This window comes from Ralstonia sp. SA306, assembly GCF_054792405.1.
Genome location: NZ_CP096451.1, coordinates 2,708,094 through 2,723,863, shown reverse-complemented (window position 1 = coordinate 2,723,863; position 15,770 = coordinate 2,708,094). Strand labels below are relative to the sequence as shown.

Annotated in this window: 16 protein-coding genes; 8 read left to right on the top strand and 8 right to left on the bottom strand. The window is 63.7% G+C overall.

The genetic code is table 11. The annotated features are described in order from the left end of the window. The first annotated feature begins 5 nt into the window (after positions 1-5). The 4 genes from betA (at position 6) to M1D44_RS13010 (ending at position 3,611) form a co-directional block, all read left to right on the top strand. Complete coding sequence (gene betA / locus M1D44_RS13025; protein ID WP_024976791.1) at positions 6-1,727, top strand: choline dehydrogenase; 1,722 nt, start codon at positions 6-8, stop codon at positions 1,725-1,727. After that, positions 1,727-2,536, top strand: a complete 810-nt coding sequence (locus tag M1D44_RS13020) for a TorF family putative porin (protein WP_112186106.1) — start codon at positions 1,727-1,729, stop codon at positions 2,534-2,536. The genes betA and M1D44_RS13020 overlap by 1 nt, the downstream gene beginning before the upstream one ends. Positions 2,537-2,601: 65 nt before the next feature. After that, a complete protein-coding gene (locus tag M1D44_RS13015; RefSeq protein ID WP_024976789.1) occupies positions 2,602-2,904 on the top strand; it encodes a CBU_0592 family membrane protein in 303 nt (100 codons plus the stop codon). 245 nt (positions 2,905-3,149) lie between these two features. Next, positions 3,150-3,611 (top strand): hypothetical protein, encoded by a 462-nt coding sequence (locus tag M1D44_RS13010; protein WP_316683800.1) that lies wholly within the window; start codon positions 3,150-3,152, stop codon positions 3,609-3,611. A 78-nt stretch (positions 3,612-3,689) separates the two neighbouring features. Here the strand turns inward: M1D44_RS13010 and lipA are convergent, their stop codons facing one another. From lipA to M1D44_RS12995, 3 genes are all read right to left on the bottom strand, one after another. Next, positions 3,690-4,691, bottom strand: a complete 1,002-nt coding sequence (gene lipA, locus M1D44_RS13005; protein WP_012761007.1) for a lipoyl synthase — start codon at positions 4,689-4,691, stop codon at positions 3,690-3,692. A 42-nt stretch (positions 4,692-4,733) separates the two neighbouring features. Then, positions 4,734-5,423 (bottom strand): lipoyl(octanoyl) transferase LipB, encoded by a 690-nt coding sequence (gene lipB / locus M1D44_RS13000; protein ID WP_045202435.1) that lies wholly within the window; start codon positions 5,421-5,423, stop codon positions 4,734-4,736. A gap of 159 nt (positions 5,424-5,582) precedes the next feature. Further along, positions 5,583-5,942 (bottom strand): DUF2917 domain-containing protein, encoded by a 360-nt coding sequence (locus M1D44_RS12995; RefSeq protein ID WP_024976786.1) that lies wholly within the window; start codon positions 5,940-5,942, stop codon positions 5,583-5,585. Between the two features lie 150 nt (positions 5,943-6,092). Here M1D44_RS12995 and M1D44_RS12990 point away from each other — a divergent pair, with 150 nt between their 5' ends. After that, positions 6,093-7,055 (top strand): transcriptional regulator GcvA, encoded by a 963-nt coding sequence (locus tag M1D44_RS12990; RefSeq protein ID WP_316852796.1) that lies wholly within the window; start codon positions 6,093-6,095, stop codon positions 7,053-7,055. An 89-nt stretch (positions 7,056-7,144) separates the two neighbouring features. Here the strand turns inward: M1D44_RS12990 and M1D44_RS12985 are convergent, their stop codons facing one another. The 4 genes from M1D44_RS12985 to M1D44_RS12970 form a co-directional block, all read right to left on the bottom strand. After that, positions 7,145-7,444, bottom strand: a complete 300-nt coding sequence (locus tag M1D44_RS12985; protein WP_024976784.1) for a YbeD family protein — start codon at positions 7,442-7,444, stop codon at positions 7,145-7,147. Positions 7,445-7,464: 20 nt separating this feature from the next. Further along, complete coding sequence (locus tag M1D44_RS12980; RefSeq protein ID WP_024976783.1) at positions 7,465-8,667, bottom strand: D-alanyl-D-alanine carboxypeptidase family protein; 1,203 nt, start codon at positions 8,665-8,667, stop codon at positions 7,465-7,467. A gap of 92 nt (positions 8,668-8,759) precedes the next feature. After that, entirely contained in the window at positions 8,760-9,407 is a 648-nt protein-coding gene (locus M1D44_RS12975; protein WP_024976782.1) for an alpha/beta hydrolase, read from the bottom strand. A 34-nt stretch (positions 9,408-9,441) separates the two neighbouring features. Further along, positions 9,442-9,771, bottom strand: a complete 330-nt coding sequence (locus M1D44_RS12970) for a (2Fe-2S) ferredoxin domain-containing protein (RefSeq protein WP_045202559.1) — start codon at positions 9,769-9,771, stop codon at positions 9,442-9,444. Positions 9,772-10,222: 451 nt separating this feature from the next. Between M1D44_RS12970 and M1D44_RS12965 the strand changes: the two genes are divergently transcribed. The 3 genes from M1D44_RS12965 to M1D44_RS12955 all read left to right on the top strand — a co-directional run bounded on the left by M1D44_RS12965 (position 10,223) and on the right by M1D44_RS12955 (position 14,974). Next, positions 10,223-11,512 carry a dicarboxylate/amino acid:cation symporter gene (locus tag M1D44_RS12965; RefSeq protein WP_024976780.1) on the top strand — a complete coding sequence of 430 codons (1,290 nt, stop codon included), beginning with the start codon at positions 10,223-10,225 and terminating at the stop codon, positions 11,510-11,512. 101 nt (positions 11,513-11,613) lie between these two features. Further along, positions 11,614-13,632: a sensor histidine kinase gene (locus M1D44_RS12960; protein ID WP_316852795.1), complete on the top strand. Its 2,019-nt coding sequence runs from the start codon at positions 11,614-11,616 to the stop codon at positions 13,630-13,632. A gap of 25 nt (positions 13,633-13,657) precedes the next feature. Continuing rightward, the gene (locus M1D44_RS12955; protein WP_232041799.1) at positions 13,658-14,974 is read left to right on the top strand and encodes a sigma-54-dependent transcriptional regulator; all 1,317 of its coding nucleotides are present in this window, start codon (positions 13,658-13,660) and stop codon (positions 14,972-14,974) included. A 57-nt stretch (positions 14,975-15,031) separates the two neighbouring features. Here the strand turns inward: M1D44_RS12955 and M1D44_RS12950 are convergent, their stop codons facing one another. Then, positions 15,032-15,769 carry a DUF2278 family protein gene (locus M1D44_RS12950; protein ID WP_316852794.1) on the bottom strand — a complete coding sequence of 246 codons (738 nt, stop codon included), beginning with the start codon at positions 15,767-15,769 and terminating at the stop codon, positions 15,032-15,034. Position 15,770 lies beyond the last annotated feature (1 nt).

The following is a 15,770-nucleotide window of genomic DNA, read 5'->3' as shown; positions in this document are numbered from 1 at the left end:
ATCTTTTGACCACAAACACCGTACAGGAATACGACTACATCATCGTGGGCGCGGGCTCTGCCGGCTGCGTGCTGGCTGCGCGCCTCACTGAAGATCCGGACGTGACCGTGCTGCTGCTCGAAGCGGGCGGCCCTGACCATCGCTGGGATTTCCGCACGCAGATGCCGGCGGCACTGGCGTATCCGCTGCAGGGCACCGCGTACAACTGGGCCTACGAAACCGAGCCCGAGCCGCACATGAATAACCGCCGCATGTCGCAAGGCCGCGGCAAGGGCCTGGGCGGCTCATCGCTCATCAACGGCATGTGTTTCATTCGCGGCAACGCGATGGACTATGAGCGCTGGGCGAGCGATTTTCAGTTGGACGACTGGACCTATGCCGACTGCCTCCCGTACTTCCGCAAATCGGAAACGTATGACAAGGGCGCCAACGACTGGCACGGCGACGCTGGCCCGCTGCAGGTCACCACGCCCAAGCACGACAACAGCCTGCTGTTCCACGCCTTTATCGAAGCCGGTGAGCAAGCCGGCATCCCGGCTACAGACGATCTGAACGGCTATCGCCAGGAAGGTCTGGGCCCGATGGATCGCACCGTGACCGCCAAGGGCCGACGTGCCAGTACATCGCTGTGCTACCTCGACAATGCGCGCAAACGGTCCACGCTGACCGTGCTGCCACGCGTGCTGGCCGATCGCGTGATCTTCGATGGCACGCGTGCCGTGGGCGTCGAAGCGCTGATGGATGGCAAGCGCGAAACATGGCGTGCGCGCCGCGAGGTAATCGTCACCAGTGGCGCCATCGCTTCACCGCAGTTGCTGCAGCGCTCGGGCGTGGGCAATGCGGATGACCTGCGCGCGATGGGCATCCACTCGGTCGCGCACCTCCCGGGCGTGGGCGAGAACCTGCAGGACCACCTGGAGATGTACATCCAGTACGAGTGCATCCGGCCGGTGTCGATCTACGAAAACACGCTCTGGTACAACAAGCCGAAGGTCGGCCTGGAGTGGTACATGCACGGCACTGGCCCCGGCGCCAGCAACCACTTCGAGGCGGGCGGCTTCATCCGCAGCGATGACAGCTTCGAATGGCCGAACATTCAGTACCACTTCCTGCCGCTGGCCGTGAACTACGACGGCAGCAACCCCGTGAAGATGCATGGGTTCCAGTGCCACGTGGGTTCGATGCGTTCGCCATCCAGGGGCTACGTGAAGCTCGCCTCGCGCGATCCGCGTGACAAGCCGCGCATCCTCTTCAATTACATGGCGCACGATGTGGATTGGCGCGAGTTCCGTGCCGGTGTGCGCATCACGCGCGACATCATCGCGCAGCGTGCCTTCGATCAATACCGCGGTCGTGAAATCAGCCCCGGTCCGAGCGTGCAGACCGATGCCGAGATCGATGCCTTCGTCCGCCATCACGCCGAGACCGCACTCCATCCGTCCTGCACCTGCAAGATGGGGCCCGCAGACGACCCGATGGCCGTGGTCGACAACGAGGGCCGCGTGCATGGACTCGACGGACTTCGCGTGGTCGATGCGTCGATCATGCCGCGCATCGTCACCGGCAACCTGAATGCGCCGACGATCATGATGGCCGAGAAGATCGCCGACCGGATTCGCGGTGTGGCGCCGCTCGCTCGCTCCGATGCGGCGTTCTATGTGCATGGCAAATCGCCGCTGCAGGCGCCGGCCAAACCGCTGGTCGCCAGTGAACTGGTGGTGGCGTGATGCGCTGGCGCAAGGTCGCGACAATGCTGGGTGGGGCGGCGGCGTGCGCTGCTGCCCTGCCCGCACTGGCGGATGACGTGCCGGCCGGCGAGGACAAGCGCTGGTCGGCCAATGCATCGGTTGTCTCGCAATACGTCTCGCGCGGCCTGCGCCAGACCTGGGGAAAACCTGCCCTGCAGGCCGGCGTCGATTACACCGCACCGAGCGGTTTCTATGCCGGTGCATGGGGTTCCCAGGTCAGCGATCACGTCATTGCAGGGGCACATGCCGAGATCGATACCTACCTCGGCTATGCCACCACCGTTGCGCATGGCGTCGAGTTGACCACCGGGCTCTACCGCTACTGGTACCCCGGTGCCCGCTACGACAAGGCGGTCGGCGGCGGCCCCGGCACGGGCTACGACTACACGGAATGGATGGTCGGCGCCGGCTGGCGCGGCGTGTCGGTCAAGGTGTGGACATCCCTGTCGAACTACTTCGGCTTCGATGGCAATTCGCTGGCCGACGGCATCGATCGCGGCAGCCGCGGTTCCACCTACGCCGAAGCCAACTGGGCCGTGCCCTTGCCCAACGACTTCACACTCGGCCTGCATATTGGCCACGAGCACGTGCGCAACCACAGCGCGTTCAGTTTCACTGACTACCGCATTGAACTCTCGCGCCCCATCAACAAGTTCTTGACGCTGTCCGCTGCGTTGACCGGTGCGGACGCATCTGCCTACGCCCGTCAGTTCTCCGTGCGCAACGGCACTGATCGCATGACGCTCGGCCGACGCACGGTCGCCCTCAAGCTGACGGCCACGTACTGAGCGGCAGGCGACGGCGCGCTACCTGCAACCCTTTCTCCACAACCTCTGCTTTCAAAGCACACACCATGGCCTCCCTGGGTTTTACCGACGTTGTCGGTCTGGTCGGCGTCGCCGCTTATGTTTCTGCGCACTTTGGCGTGCAGGTCCTGCATAAGCCGCCGACCGGCGCATTTGCCGTTCGCCTCAATTTGCTTGGACCGATTTGCATCCTGATTTCGCTGATGGGCGCGTTCAATCTCGCGTCGTTTCTCACCCAGTTCTTCTGGCTGGCGCTGACGCTGATGGGCTGGTGGCGGAATAAGCAAGCGGGGCGGCCGGTAGCGGAACCCGCTGGCGCGCCGCGCCCGGGGCATCCCGCGCAGCAGTAGGTTCGCCCCTCACGGTTAAAACCGCGTCTACGTACGCGTTTTTTTTGCGGGACCGATTTGGGATCGCCGCTAGATATATGGCTCAAGAGTCTCTTTTCCCGGCACGGGTGCTGAACAATTGTTGATGTATGAAGAACAGTATTTTCTTAAATTGAGTATTTATTCATCATGGGCAACGATCTATTCTGATCACAAGCGCAACGAACTGAGCGCAACCGAATATCCAGACAGATCAGGAGCCCATCATGAACACCCGTCTCGCAACCGCTTTCTCCCGTAACGCTCTGCTGGCCCTGGTGGCCACGGTTTCGGCTTCCGCAGCGCTGCTGTCGGCCCAACCGGCCGCCGCTGCCGTCCAAAGCAGTGCTGATCCGTACACGCAAGGCGCTGTCGCCAAGGCTGATCCGTACACCCAGGGCGCTGCCGCCAAGTACGACGTCTATACCCAAGGCGCCGATCGCCAAGCCGATACCTACGGCTACCTGTCGTGGAAGAACGACCGCTTCGATCCGTACACCCAAGGTGCTGTCGGCAGGGCTGACCCGTACACCGATGGCGCAATCGCCAAGGCCGATCCGTACACTGACGGCGCTGCCGCCAAGTACGACGTCTACACACAGGGCGCTGATCGCCAAGCTGATACCTACGGCTATCTGTCGTGGAACGGCGATGCCTCGTATCCGAAGGACGCCGCTTCGCAAGCCTGATCGAGCCGCATCAAAGCAAAAGGGCCTTGGGGTACAACCCAAGGCCCTTTTTGTTTGTGCTGCGTTTCTGCTTCGTGATCAGACCACGCCGGCTTCGTGTGCCTGCTGATCCGCGTGGTACGAGCTGCGCACCATGGCGCCCACGGCCGCGTGCGTGAAACCCATCTCGTACGCCTTCTCTTCGAACATCTTGAAGGTGTCCGGGTGCACGTAGCGCAGCACCGGCAGATGGTGGCCCGACGGCGCCAGATACTGGCCGATCGTGAGCATGTCGATGTCGTGCTCGCGCATGTCGCGCATGACTTCGAGGATTTCCTCATCCGTCTCGCCCAGGCCCACCATCAGGCCGGACTTGGTCGGCACGTTCGGGTTGCGGGCCTTGAAGTCCTTCAGCAACTTGAGCGAGTGCGCGTAGTCCGCACCGGGGCGGGCCTGCTTGTACAGACGGGGCACCGTTTCGAGGTTGTGATTCATCACGTCGGGCGGGCATTCCTGCAGAATGTCCAGCGCCTTCTCCAGACGGCCCCGGAAGTCCGGTACCAGCACCTCGATGCGCGTGGCTGGCGACAGGGCGCGCGTACGCGAGATGCAATCGACGTAATGCTGGGCGCCGCCGTCACGCAGGTCGTCGCGGTCGACGCTGGTGATGACGACGTAGTTGAGCTTGAGTTGAGCGATCGTCTTGGCCAGGTTTTCCGGCTCGTTCACGTCGAGCGGGTCTGGGCGGCCGTGCCCGACGTCGCAGAACGGGCAGCGGCGCGTGCACTTGTCGCCCATGATCATGAACGTAGCCGTGCCCTTGCCGAAGCACTCGCCAATGTTCGGGCAGCTTGCCTCTTCGCACACCGTCACGAGGTTGTTGGCGCGCAGGATGTCCTTGATTTCGTAGAAGCGCGAGTTGCCGGTGGCGGCGCGCACGCGAATCCAATCCGGCTTCTTGAGCTTCTCGGCCGGCACGATCTTGATGGGAATGCGTGCGGTCTTGTCGAGCGACTTCTGCTTGGCCGTCGCGTCATACGGCTTGTTCGACGGGGTGGCAGGGGTGGCGACTTCAGTGGCGCCGGCGGCGGAATCGGTCATCGTGTTCTCCGCACGGGCTTGCGGCTCGTGCATTTCAGGGCGCTATGCGGTAGCGGCCTCGGCGGGGTGCGCTTGCGCGCGTTGCTGCAATTGGGCGACCAGCGCATTGGCCAGGCCGCGGGAAACGGGTTGCCAGTCGTTCGCATCGACGGCGCGTCCGGACGCATCACGGGCGCCGGCGGTCACCATATCGACGGTTTCCAGGCCGGCATAGCCACACGGGTTGATCTGCGTGAAGGGCGACAGGTCCATCGCCAGGTTCAGGCTCACGCCGTGGTAGCTGCAGCCGTTGCGGATCTTCAGGCCTAGCGCTGCGATCTTGGCGCCAGCATGTGGCCCGCTCGACAGGTAGATGCCGGGGGCGCCAGCCTTGCGTTCGGAGGCGACATTATACGTGGCGAGCGTCTCGATGACGGCCGCCTCGATGGCGTCGACCAGCGCCTTCACGAACAGCCCGCGTCGGCGCAAATCCAGCAAAAGGTAAGCGACGACTTGGCCGGGGCCGTGGTAGGTGATCTGGCCGCCACGATCAACTTTCACCAGCGGGATGTTGCCGGGAGCCAACAGATGCGCCGGATCGCCGGCCAGGCCGAGCGTGAACACCGGCGGGTGTTCGACCAGCCAGATCGTGTCGGGCGTATCGGGGCCCCGCTGCGCGGTGAATGTCTGCATTTCGTCGAAGCAGGCGGCGTAGTCCTGCAAGCCGCGCTCGACGATGTCAATCGGAATCATGCCCGCGAGTGTAGCGCAGGGCCGCTAACGGCGCCCTGTGCCTTTGCCCGCTTCGGTCGCAGGGTCGGGCAAAAAAAAGCCGGCGCGATGGGAGGCATCGGCGCCGGCGTCGGCTTTTGCAGCAGATGCCGCAAAGGAGGCTAAGAACAGGTTTCGGGCTCAGGCGGCCACGACCGGTGTGTCGGCGTGCTCGTTCCAGCCGAGTGCGGCGAGTGTGTGGCGCCATCCGTTCGTGACGTGCCACGGCTGGCGCGGCATGTGACCGTCGGTGGCTTCCACGGCCAATGCGACTGGGCCGAGGGCTTTCGGGTCTACCGAGACGACGATTTCTTCACCGCGTTTTACGGCAACGCTGCCGCCCGCGTGCAGCCATTCGTCGCCGGCTTTGTTCTCGTGTGTGATCCATACGTCGTGCCCGTAGGCTTCTTCGACGCGCAGATTCTGGTTGGCCGGCATGCGCAATGCCACCACTTCGCCGGGCTGCAGAGTGAATACAATTTTTGTTAGTACAGCTTTCATGATCGGCTCCTTCACGGCAGTGGGATGGGGCCTTGCCGTTGAAGGAATTCTAGGCGCTTGGTTGCCTTGTACCAAACGATATATATTGCGTTTCTTGATAGTGCAGCTCACATAAAAACCACGCCGCGCTACGAAAATCCGGAGGGAAAGATGACTGAAATCCGCGAGCCGATGCGCTTGCCGTCACTTGGCGCGCTGCGGGTGTTCGAGGCGGCGGCACGCTATGAGAGTTTTTCGCGTGCGGCGACGGAGTTGTTCGTTACGCACGGTGCCGTCAGCCATCAGATGCGCACGCTGGAAGACGAGCTGGGCGTGCCGCTGTTCGAACGGCGCGGCAAGCGCGTCATGCTCACCCACGCGGGCCGCGCCTATGCCGATCGCGTGCGCGAGGCGCTCGACCAGATCGCCCAGGCCACGCACCAACTGCGCGCCGGCAACCGCGATAACCGCCTGGCCATCAGCACGATGCCGTCGTTTGCCGCGCGCTGGTTGACGCCGCACATCGGCACCTTCATCGAGCGCCATCCCGAGTTGGAGGTGGAGCTATTCTCCAGCCCCGCACTGGTCGACTTCGCGCGCGAAGAGGTGGACGTGGCGCTGCGCATGGGTTCGGGCAACTATCCTGGCCTGTACGTGGAAAAGCTGCTCGACGATGTGTTCTTCCCGATCTGCAGCCCCGCGTTCAACGGCGGACGTCTGCCGCGCACGCTGGCCGAGATGGCGAGCATGACCCTGCTGCGCAGCGAGGGCGAGGCATGGAAACCGTGGTTCGATGCGGCCGGCGTGGAGGGGTTTGTGGAGCCGCGCGGCGGGCTGATGTTCCAGGATTCGTCGTTGCTGTTGCAGGCAGCAGCAGCGGGGCAGGGTATTGCGCTGATCCGCCCGACGTTGGCCTTCAATGACCTGCTGACCGGTCGCGTGGTGCGCCTGTTCGAGACGACGATCCCGTGCCCGTGGAACTACTACTTCGTGTGTCCGCACAGCGCGCTGCAGACGCCCAAGATGCAGGCGTTCCGCGCGTGGCTGCTACCGGAGATTGCGGCGTTCAAGCTCAAGCTGGCGGGGCTGATGAACGACAACGCGGTGTGCCTGGGGCACGTCTCGAAGGGCTGAGCCCGGCCATCGAAAAAAACTCGCTGATAAAGCAAACGCCCCGGCATGACCGGGGCGTTTTGCTTTCTGCTTGGTGGCGCAGAGGTGCGCTACAGCACGATCTTCACCATCGGGTGGCTTGTCAGCGCCTGGTACAGCGCGTCGAGCTGTTCGCGGCTCGTCGCACGCACGATCACCGTCAGGCCCAGGTAGTTGCCGCTCGAAGACGGGCGTGTTTCCAGGCGCCCTTCGTGGAACTCCGGATCGTGCAGGCGGACCACCTCGACAATGGTCGCGGCAAAGTCGTCATGCATCGGCCCCATCACCTTGATGGGGAAATCGCTCGGGTACTCGATCAGCGACTGTTCGGGCGGAATGTGGCCCGGCGGGGTGGTGTGAGAGGAGGTCATGTCGAAGTAAATGGGGGTGATTACTTCTTTTTAAACCACAGCTTGACCGCGTCAATCGTGCGGCCGACGAAGCCGGCTTCCGGCACGGCTTCGAGCGCCACCACCGGGAACTCCGATACCACGGTCGAGCCGTCCATCACCTTGACCATGCCCAGTTGCTGGCCTTGCGCGATCGGGGCGATCAGCGGGTCCTTGCGCTCCAGCACAGGCTTCAGGCGCGCACCTGCGCCCTTGGGCACCGTGATCCACTTGTCTTCCGACACGCCCAGTTTCACGTTTTTGGCCTGGCCCTTGTACACGTCGGGCGTCTGCAGCGCTTCCTTGGCCTTGTACAGGCGCACCGTATCGAAGAACTGGTAGCCGTAGTTCAGGACTTTCAGGCTCTCCTGTGTGCGGATAGCGTCGCTCTTGGTGCCGATGATGACCGACAGCAGGCGACGGTTGGCGCCCGGCACATCCGGCAGCGGACGGTTGGCCGAGGTGACGAGGCAGTAGCCAGCCGACTTGGTGTGGCCGGTCTTGCCGCCGTCCACGGTCGGGTCGAGCCACAGCAGGCGGTTCCGGTTGGACTGCTTGATGTTGTTATAGGTGAAATCCTTCTGCGAGTAGAACTTGTAGTCCTGCGGGAAATCCTTGATCAGCGCCGCGGTCAGGATCGAAAGATCACGTGCAGTCGAGTAGTGATTCGGATCGGGCAGGCCCGCGGCGTTCGCGAAATGTGTGCTCTTCATGCCCAGACGCTCGGCTTCGCGGTTCATCAGCATCACGAAGTTGCTCTCGGTGCCACCTACCGCCTCGGCTAGCACGAGGGCTGCATCGTTGCCCGACTGGATGATCAAGCCTTGCGTCATCTCGCGCACCGATGCCGGCTTGCCGGCTTGCAGGAACATGCGCGATTCGTCGGTCTTGACCGAGCGCACGGTCTCGGTGGGCGTGATCATCTGGTCGTACTTGAGCTTGCCGTCGCGCACGGCTTCGAAGACCAGATAGGCCGTCATCAGCTTGGTGAGCGAGGCGGGCTCGATGCGTTCGTCCATGTTCGCGCCGCCGAGCACCTGGCCGCTGGTCACGTCGGTCAGCATCCACGAGCGGGCCGCGACCTGCGGGGCAGGTACCGGTTGCGCCATGGCGGGCAACGCGGTGACCAGCACGGCGGCTGCTACAGCGGTTGCGGCGGCGGAATGGAAGGCGAGGGGCGTGAAATGGGCGAAGCGGGTCTGCATGTCGGGTCCTGCGGTCTGCTTGGAGTTCAATGGCGCCGCCTGCCAGAAAAAAGGGGGGAGGCGCGGCGTCCGGAAAATCAACGGGTTTGGTGTTACGGCTGCGGCGCCCAGGCGCCGGTAATGAGCTGCCGGATCAGATGCAGCTTGCGGTGGAAGAAGTGATCGGCGCCCGGGATGACGATCACGGGCAGCTCCTGAGGTCGCGCCCAGTTGAGCACGTCGATCAGCGGCACGGTGTCATCCTGTTCGCCGTGAATGATGATGGTGTCGGCCGGCACTGGCGCGACATCCCAGCGGGAGGTGGCGGTGCCGACCAGCGCCAGACGCTCGGCGGGCGTGCCCGCTTCGGCCAGACGGCGAGCCACTTGCGACACGACAAAGCTGCCAAACGAGAAACCGCCCAGCGCCAGCGGCAGCGTGGCCACGTCGGCGGACCATTCGGTCTGCGTACGCATCCAGTCGAGCACGGCCAGCATGTCGTCCTGCTCGCCGATGCCGTTGTCGTGCGTGCCTTCGGTCTTGCCCACACCGCGAAAATTCAGGCGCACCGTCACATAGCCCAGGCCAACGAAGGTGCGTGCCAGCGTCTGCGCGACCTTGTTGTCCTTGGTGCCGCCGAACAGCGGATGTGGATGGCCGATCAGCGCCAAGCCGCGCGGCGCGGTGTCCGGCTGGTCGATCGACAGGTCGATCTGCCCGACCGGGCCGGGAATCAGGCGTTCTTCGGTATGAACGTTCATGGAAAAGGGGAAAGCAGATGCAGTAAAGCTAGGCTCACGCGTTGGCAGGGCGGTCGACCATCAGCCGTTCGACCGGTTTGCCTTCAACCAGATGGCTCTGGATGATCTCGTCGATGTCTTCCTTGTCGACAAAGGTGTACCAGACGGCCTCGGGGTAGACCACCATGACCGGACCGAGTTCGCAGCGGTCCAGGCAGCCGGCCTTGTTGATGCGCACGCGGCCTTCGCCGTTGATGCCGAGTTCCTTGCAGCGCTTCTTGGCGTATTCCTGCATGGCTTTCGCGCCGAAATCTGCACAGCAGCGCGAGCCGTCCTCGCGTTCGTTCAGGCAGAAGAAAACGTGGTGCTTGTAATGGCTGCTCATGGGCGGACCGAGAAGGCTGGGAGGGCTGCGTGACGGCACGTGCGGCAGGATGCGAATGGCTTCCTGGCGTCGCGCACCCATGTGGATTTGCGTAACGAGCCGGCATTATACGGCCCCGATGTCACCGTTCCCGCAGGATGCCGGTGCGACGCGACGGCGCGATGCTGCGTCGCAACACGTTTTCCGGATGTCTGGACGCCTTCTGTGCGCGGATTCCGGGATTGACGACGGCTGAGGCGGGTGCCATCGTAGTCACACCAAGGTGGGGCAAGGGTTGGCGGGCCGCCAGTGCTTGAGTTTGACGTTGGCATAGCCCTTGCAATAAAGAGCAACCTGCTGCGGGAGGCGCCGGACACATCGGCGTATCGAGGCAGGAGAGAGACCACACCAGGGCGGGTCGGACCGGGCGAGCAGTTGAGCGCACGGCCGGTCTGTGACACTCGAGGAAGACATGAAAAAACCGTTCTATAAAATCCTGTACGTACAGGTGCTGGCGGCCATCGTCATCGGCGTTCTGCTGGGCCATTTTTCGCCCGCACTTGCCGTCAAGATGAAGCCGCTGGGCGATGGCTTCATCCAACTGATCAAGATGGTGATTGGGCCGATCATCTTCTGTACCGTCGTCTCCGGCGTTGCCGGCATGCGCGACATGAAGAAGGTGGGCCGCGTGGGCGGCAAGGCGCTGCTCTACTTCGAGGTCGTCTCGACTTTCGCGCTGGTGATTGGCTTGGCCGCGGGCCACATCTTCAACCCGGGCTCGGGCTTCAACGTTGATGTGAACACCATCGACGCCAAGGCCGTTGCCCAGTACGCCGCCAAGGCGCATTCGGCCAGCACGGTCGACTTCTTGCTCAACATCATCCCGAGCACGGTTGTCGACGCCTTTGCCAAGGGCGACATCCTGCAGATTCTGCTGATCGCGTTGCTGTTTGGCGGTGCGCTTTCGGCGATCGGTGACCGTGCACAGATCGTCACGGACTTCATCGATCAGGTCGCGCACGTGTTCTTCCGCATCGTGCACATCATCACGCGCGTGGCCCCGATCGGTGCCTTTGGCGCCATGGCATTCACCATCGGCAAGTACGGCGTGATCTCGCTGGTGCCGCTGCTCAAGCTGGTCGGTACGTTCTACCTGACGGCCATCATCTTCGTGGTGGTGGTGCTGGGCATCATCGCGCGGCTGGTCGGCTTCAACATCTTCCGCTTTGTGTCGTACATCAAGGAAGAATTGCTGATCGTGCTGGGCACGAGCTCGTCGGAATCGGCGCTGCCGCACCTGATGGAAAAGATGGAGAAGCTGGGCTGCTCGAAGTCGGTGGTGGGCCTGGTGGTTCCGACCGGTTACTCGTTCAACCTGGACGGCACCAACATCTACATGACGATGGCGGTGATCTTCATCTCGCAGGCGCTGAACATCGAGCTGACCTGGACGCAGCAGCTGACCATCCTGGCCGTTGCCATGCTGACGTCGAAGGGCGCATCGGGCATCACCGGTGCGGGCTTCATCACGCTGGCCGCAACGCTGGCCGTGGTGCCGGATATTCCGGTGGCGGGCATGGTGCTGATTCTCGGTATCGACCGCTTCATGAGCGAATGCCGTGCCCTGACCAACATCACCGGCAACGGCGTGGCCTGCGTGGTGATCTCGGCCTGGGAACGTGAACTGGATCGCGCCAAGCTGGCTCGCGTGCTGTCGGGCGACCGTAGCGATGAGCGCGTGCCGGCCACCCCGGCAGTTTGATCGATCCAATCTGGCTGGCGCCTGCGGGCGCCGGCGCTTGAAAGCGCAAAGCGTATGATTGCGGGGCCTGTCCTTCCAGACGGCCCCGCTTCTTTTTTGGCATGCACCTCGTGAAGCATCTCGGCGACATGCCGACTTCGGGCACGGCGTTGGAAGGCACGGCAACACTCTCTGCCGCCGACCTCCAGCCGATGTCCGATCCCGATTTCTCTTTGAGCAGCGCTTCCGGCTCGCGACGCGGCTTCTGGTGGCTGGTGGCGCTCGGGCTCGTGGTGGTGATGGCCGTGGTGTGCGCGACCACGTTTGTGGTGGCGTGGAACCGGGGGCTCACGCAGGCCCAGCAGGCAGCCGGGGGGCGGGTCGATCGCTATGCCGCCAACCTCAAGAGCACGCTCGACCGCTACGAATACCTGCCGGCGCTGGTGGCGTTGCATCCGTTCATCCACGATCTGCTCTCCAATCCGACGCCTGCCAACGTTGACCGCGCGAACCGCTATCTGCGCGAAGTCAACGATCGCGCTCACGCCACTGCTACGTATGTGATCGCCCCCAACGGCAAGGCACTGGCCGCATCCAACTACAACCAGCCCGACAGCTTCGTTGGTGCTGAATATCTGTTCCGGCCGTATTTCCAGCAGGCGGCGGAAGGCCACGTCGGGCGCTTTTACGGCATTGGCATCACGCGCGAAGAGCCCGGCTATTACATCTCGCAGCCTGTCATGCAGGACGGTCGCGTGATCGGCGTGACGGTCGTCAAGCTGAACCTCGAATGGTTCGGCCGTGCCAGCCACGACGCGTCGGAACCCGTGATGGTGGCGGACGAGAACGGTGTGATTTTCCTGTCGTCCGTGCCCGCGTGGCAGTACCGCACAGTGGAGCCGCTCACCTCCAAGCTGCAGGCGCAGTTGGAGGCGACGCGCCAGTATTACCGCAAGCAGATCACGCCACTGCCGTTGCAGCCTGAGGCACCTGCCTTCCTGCGATTGACCGGACGGTTGCCGGAAGGTGCAGAACTGATTCGCGTTGGCGAGCGCACGAACGCTACGCGCTATCTGCAGGTTTCGCGTGACCTCGTCGAGCCTGACTGGACGCTGATGTACCTCACACCGGTGGACCCTGTGATGAGCGCCGCCCGCAGCGCCACCGTGGCGGCGGCGTTTGCCTTTGCGTTTGCCTGCCTGCTGCTGTTCTACTGGCGCCAGCGCCGCCTGCGCATGATGGAGATGCTGCGCAGCCGCCGCCTGCTCGAAGCCGCGTATGACCAGCTCGAACGCCGCGTCGAAGACCGCACGGCCGACCTGATGGCCACCAACGAACAACTGCAACACGAGATCGTCGACCGCACGCGCGCCGAGGCCGAGTTGCGCGCCACACAGGACGAACTCGTGCAGGCCAGCAAGCTCGCTGCGCTGGGCCAGATGGCCGCAGGCATTACGCACGAACTCAACCAGCCGCTGGCCGCGCTGCGCACGTTCTCAGACAACACGCGCATCCTGCTTGAACGCGGCCAGCACGGCGCCGCCACGGACAACCTGCAGGCGATTGCCGACCTGACCGAGCGCATGGGCAAGATCACCGCGCAGCTCAAGCTGTTCGCGGGCCGCTCCCGGCGCAAGGTGGTGGATGTGCAGGTGCGCGTGGCGCTCGATCACACGCTCGCGCTGCTGCGTCCGCGCCTGGGCGACGTGGCACTCGAACTGCACTGGCATATCCCCGAAGCAGATGCCGTCGTTCGCGCGGATGAACTGAAGCTGGAGCAAGTGCTGATCAATCTGATTGGCAACGCGCTCGATGCGATCAACGCCAATGAACCCGCCTGCGCCGGACGCATCGACATCAGCATCGGGCCCCCCGAGGGGGCGCCGGCGCAATCGAATCAACTGACCATTGCCGTGCGCGACAACGGCCCTGGCATTCCGCCAGACGCCATGCCGCACCTGTTCGAGCCGTTCTTCACCACCAAGGAGATCGGCCAGGGGCTCGGCCTTGGGCTGGCGATCTCCACCAGCATCGCGCGCGACTTTGGCGGCTCGCTGTCGGCTGCGAACATGCCGGGTGGCGGTGCGCAATTTACGCTGACACTGGTACGCGCCGACGTCACCTCCGTGGCGTCCACCTGATCCGATTTCTACACAGATACGAACCATGTCCGAAGGCTTGAACGTTCTCTTCATCGAAGACGACCCGCCTGTGCGCCAGGCCACCGCGCAGAGCCTGGAACTTGCCGGCTTCAACGTGCAGGCGTTCGGCAGCGCCGAAGAAGCCGTCGGCAAGATCGACGCGAACTTCCCCGGCGTGGTCGTGAGCGACCTGCGCTTGCCGGGCGCAAGCGGCCTGGACGTGCTCGCGCACTGCCAGTCGTTTGGCACGGGGATTCCCGTGGTGCTCGTCACGGGCCACGGCGACATCACGATGGCCGTGCAGGCGATGCGCGAAGGCGCATTCGATTTCATCGAGAAGCCATTTCCCGCCGAGCGCCTGACCGAAACCGTGCGCCGTGCCGTCGAGCGTCGCGCGCTTGAGCTGGAAAACCGCGCGCTGCGCCGTGAACTGGCCGGCCCGGCGGCAGGCACGCGCATCATCGGGCGCTCGCCTGCGATGGGCGCAGTGCGCGCGCTGATCGAGAACGTTGCGACCACCGATGCGCCGGTGCTCATCAACGGCGAGACCGGCACGGGCAAGGAGCTGGTCGCGCGCAGTCTGCACATGCTCTCGCCGCGTCACGACAAGCCGTTCATCGCGCTGAACTGCGGCGCCGTGCCTGAACAGATTTTCGAGAGCGAGATGTTCGGCCACGAAGCCGGTGCCTTCACCGGCGCGGGCAAGCGGCGCATCGGCAAGCTCGAACATGCCTCGGGCGGTACGCTGTTCCTCGACGAGATCGAGAGCATGCCGATCGCGCTGCAGGTCAAGCTGCTGCGCGTGCTGCAGGAGGGCGCGCTGGAGCGGCTTGGCTCGAATGCTTCGGTGCGCATCGACGTGCGCATCGTTGCGGCCGCCAAGGGCGATATGGAAGCGCTGATTGAGGCGGGTGGTTTCCGGCGCGATCTGTACTATCGCCTGAACGTTGTCGTCATTGACCTGCCGCCGCTGCGTGAACGCCGCGAAGACATCATCCCGCTGTTCGAACATTTCCTGCTTGAGGCCGCCGTGCGCTATCAACGCCCGCTGCCGATGCTGGCTGAGCGCCAGCGCCACGAGCTGATGCAATCGAACTGGCCCGGCAACGTGCGCGAACTGCGCAACGCGGCCGATCGTCTTGTGCTTGGCGTCGGCCGCACGCCGGTCGTGCCGGATGCATCGGAAGACGGCATGCCGCTCAAGGAGCGCGTCGAACGCTACGAGCGCACGGTTATTGCGGAAACCTTGGCGCGCACGGGCGGCTCGGTGCACCAGGCGGCGGATATTCTGCAGGTTGGCCGTGCGACGCTGTATGACAAGATCAAGCGATACGGCCTTTGACTTGGCATGCCCGCACGCAACAACGCCCGGCATCGACCGGGCGTTTTCTTTTCGTGCTCAACCCAGAATTGGATGGGCATCCGCCACCGGGTATCCACGGTCGTCCGTCGGAATCCGCTGGGTTTGGAATGCGATCAGCAATGCCTGAAACTTGCCGTCGATTTCCACAATGACAGCACCGTCCTGCTGTGTGCCGTTCTCGCGCGAATGGTCCTTCACCCCCGGTGTATGCACGACCGGGTTGCCCTGGTTCATGTGGGTTTCGTGCAGGCCGTTGTGCTGCGGCTCGAACAGGAAGCCGAAGCCGTAAACCATCACGTCGGTGCGCGGCGGCCAGCCTTTGCGGTCGTCGTCGCCGGAGCTGCCGTGGTAGACGTAGTCGATCGGCGTGGCGGTGCGGTCGAGGTTGAGCATGTCGTCAACGAGCGCGTTGATGTCGTTGTGCTCGGTCTCGGTATCCAGCGCGATCGGCCGCATGTTCGGAAAGTCGACCAGCCCGGCGTCGCGCACGTAGTCCAGACGCGGGAAACCGCTCTCGTGCAGCCCGGGGGCCAGCGCAGTCAGGTCGGCGGTGATCGGCAACTGCAGATCGGCCGTCCACTGATACAGCACGTGATAACCGGCGGCACCCGCGCCCGGCATGCTGGAGTCGGATTTCACGTTGGCGAGCACCACGAACTCCGAACCATCCGGCGCTTCCACCACGATCGCGTAATGCGGATTGCCGTTGTAGCCCTCCAGATAGGGCACGCCGAATTTCAGCTTGCCCTTGAACATGCAGTAGTGATTGGCCATG

Coding starts and splice junctions, on each gene's coding strand:
- M1D44_RS13020 (WP_112186106.1), top strand. CDS start 1,727: ATGCGCTGGCGCAAGGTCGCGACAATGCTGGGTGGGGCGGCGGCGTGC.
- M1D44_RS13015 (WP_024976789.1), top strand. CDS start 2,602: ATGGCCTCCCTGGGTTTTACCGACGTTGTCGGTCTGGTCGGCGTCGCC.
- M1D44_RS13010 (WP_316683800.1), top strand. CDS start 3,150: ATGAACACCCGTCTCGCAACCGCTTTCTCCCGTAACGCTCTGCTGGCC.
- lipA (WP_012761007.1), bottom strand. CDS start 4,691: ATGACCGATTCCGCCGCCGGCGCCACTGAAGTCGCCACCCCTGCCACC.
- lipB (WP_045202435.1), bottom strand. CDS start 5,423: ATGATTCCGATTGACATCGTCGAGCGCGGCTTGCAGGACTACGCCGCC.
- M1D44_RS12995 (WP_024976786.1), bottom strand. CDS start 5,942: ATGAAAGCTGTACTAACAAAAATTGTATTCACTCTGCAGCCCGGCGAA.
- M1D44_RS12990 (WP_316852796.1), top strand. CDS start 6,093: ATGACTGAAATCCGCGAGCCGATGCGCTTGCCGTCACTTGGCGCGCTG.
- M1D44_RS12985 (WP_024976784.1), bottom strand. CDS start 7,444: ATGACCTCCTCTCACACCACCCCGCCGGGCCACATTCCGCCCGAACAG.
- M1D44_RS12980 (WP_024976783.1), bottom strand. CDS start 8,667: ATGCAGACCCGCTTCGCCCATTTCACGCCCCTCGCCTTCCATTCCGCC.
- M1D44_RS12975 (WP_024976782.1), bottom strand. CDS start 9,407: ATGAACGTTCATACCGAAGAACGCCTGATTCCCGGCCCGGTCGGGCAG.
- M1D44_RS12970 (WP_045202559.1), bottom strand. CDS start 9,771: ATGAGCAGCCATTACAAGCACCACGTTTTCTTCTGCCTGAACGAACGC.
- M1D44_RS12965 (WP_024976780.1), top strand. CDS start 10,223: ATGAAAAAACCGTTCTATAAAATCCTGTACGTACAGGTGCTGGCGGCC.
- M1D44_RS12960 (WP_316852795.1), top strand. CDS start 11,614: ATGCACCTCGTGAAGCATCTCGGCGACATGCCGACTTCGGGCACGGCG.
- M1D44_RS12955 (WP_232041799.1), top strand. CDS start 13,658: ATGTCCGAAGGCTTGAACGTTCTCTTCATCGAAGACGACCCGCCTGTG.
- M1D44_RS12950 (WP_316852794.1), bottom strand. CDS start 15,769: ATGGCCAATCACTACTGCATGTTCAAGGGCAAGCTGAAATTCGGCGTG.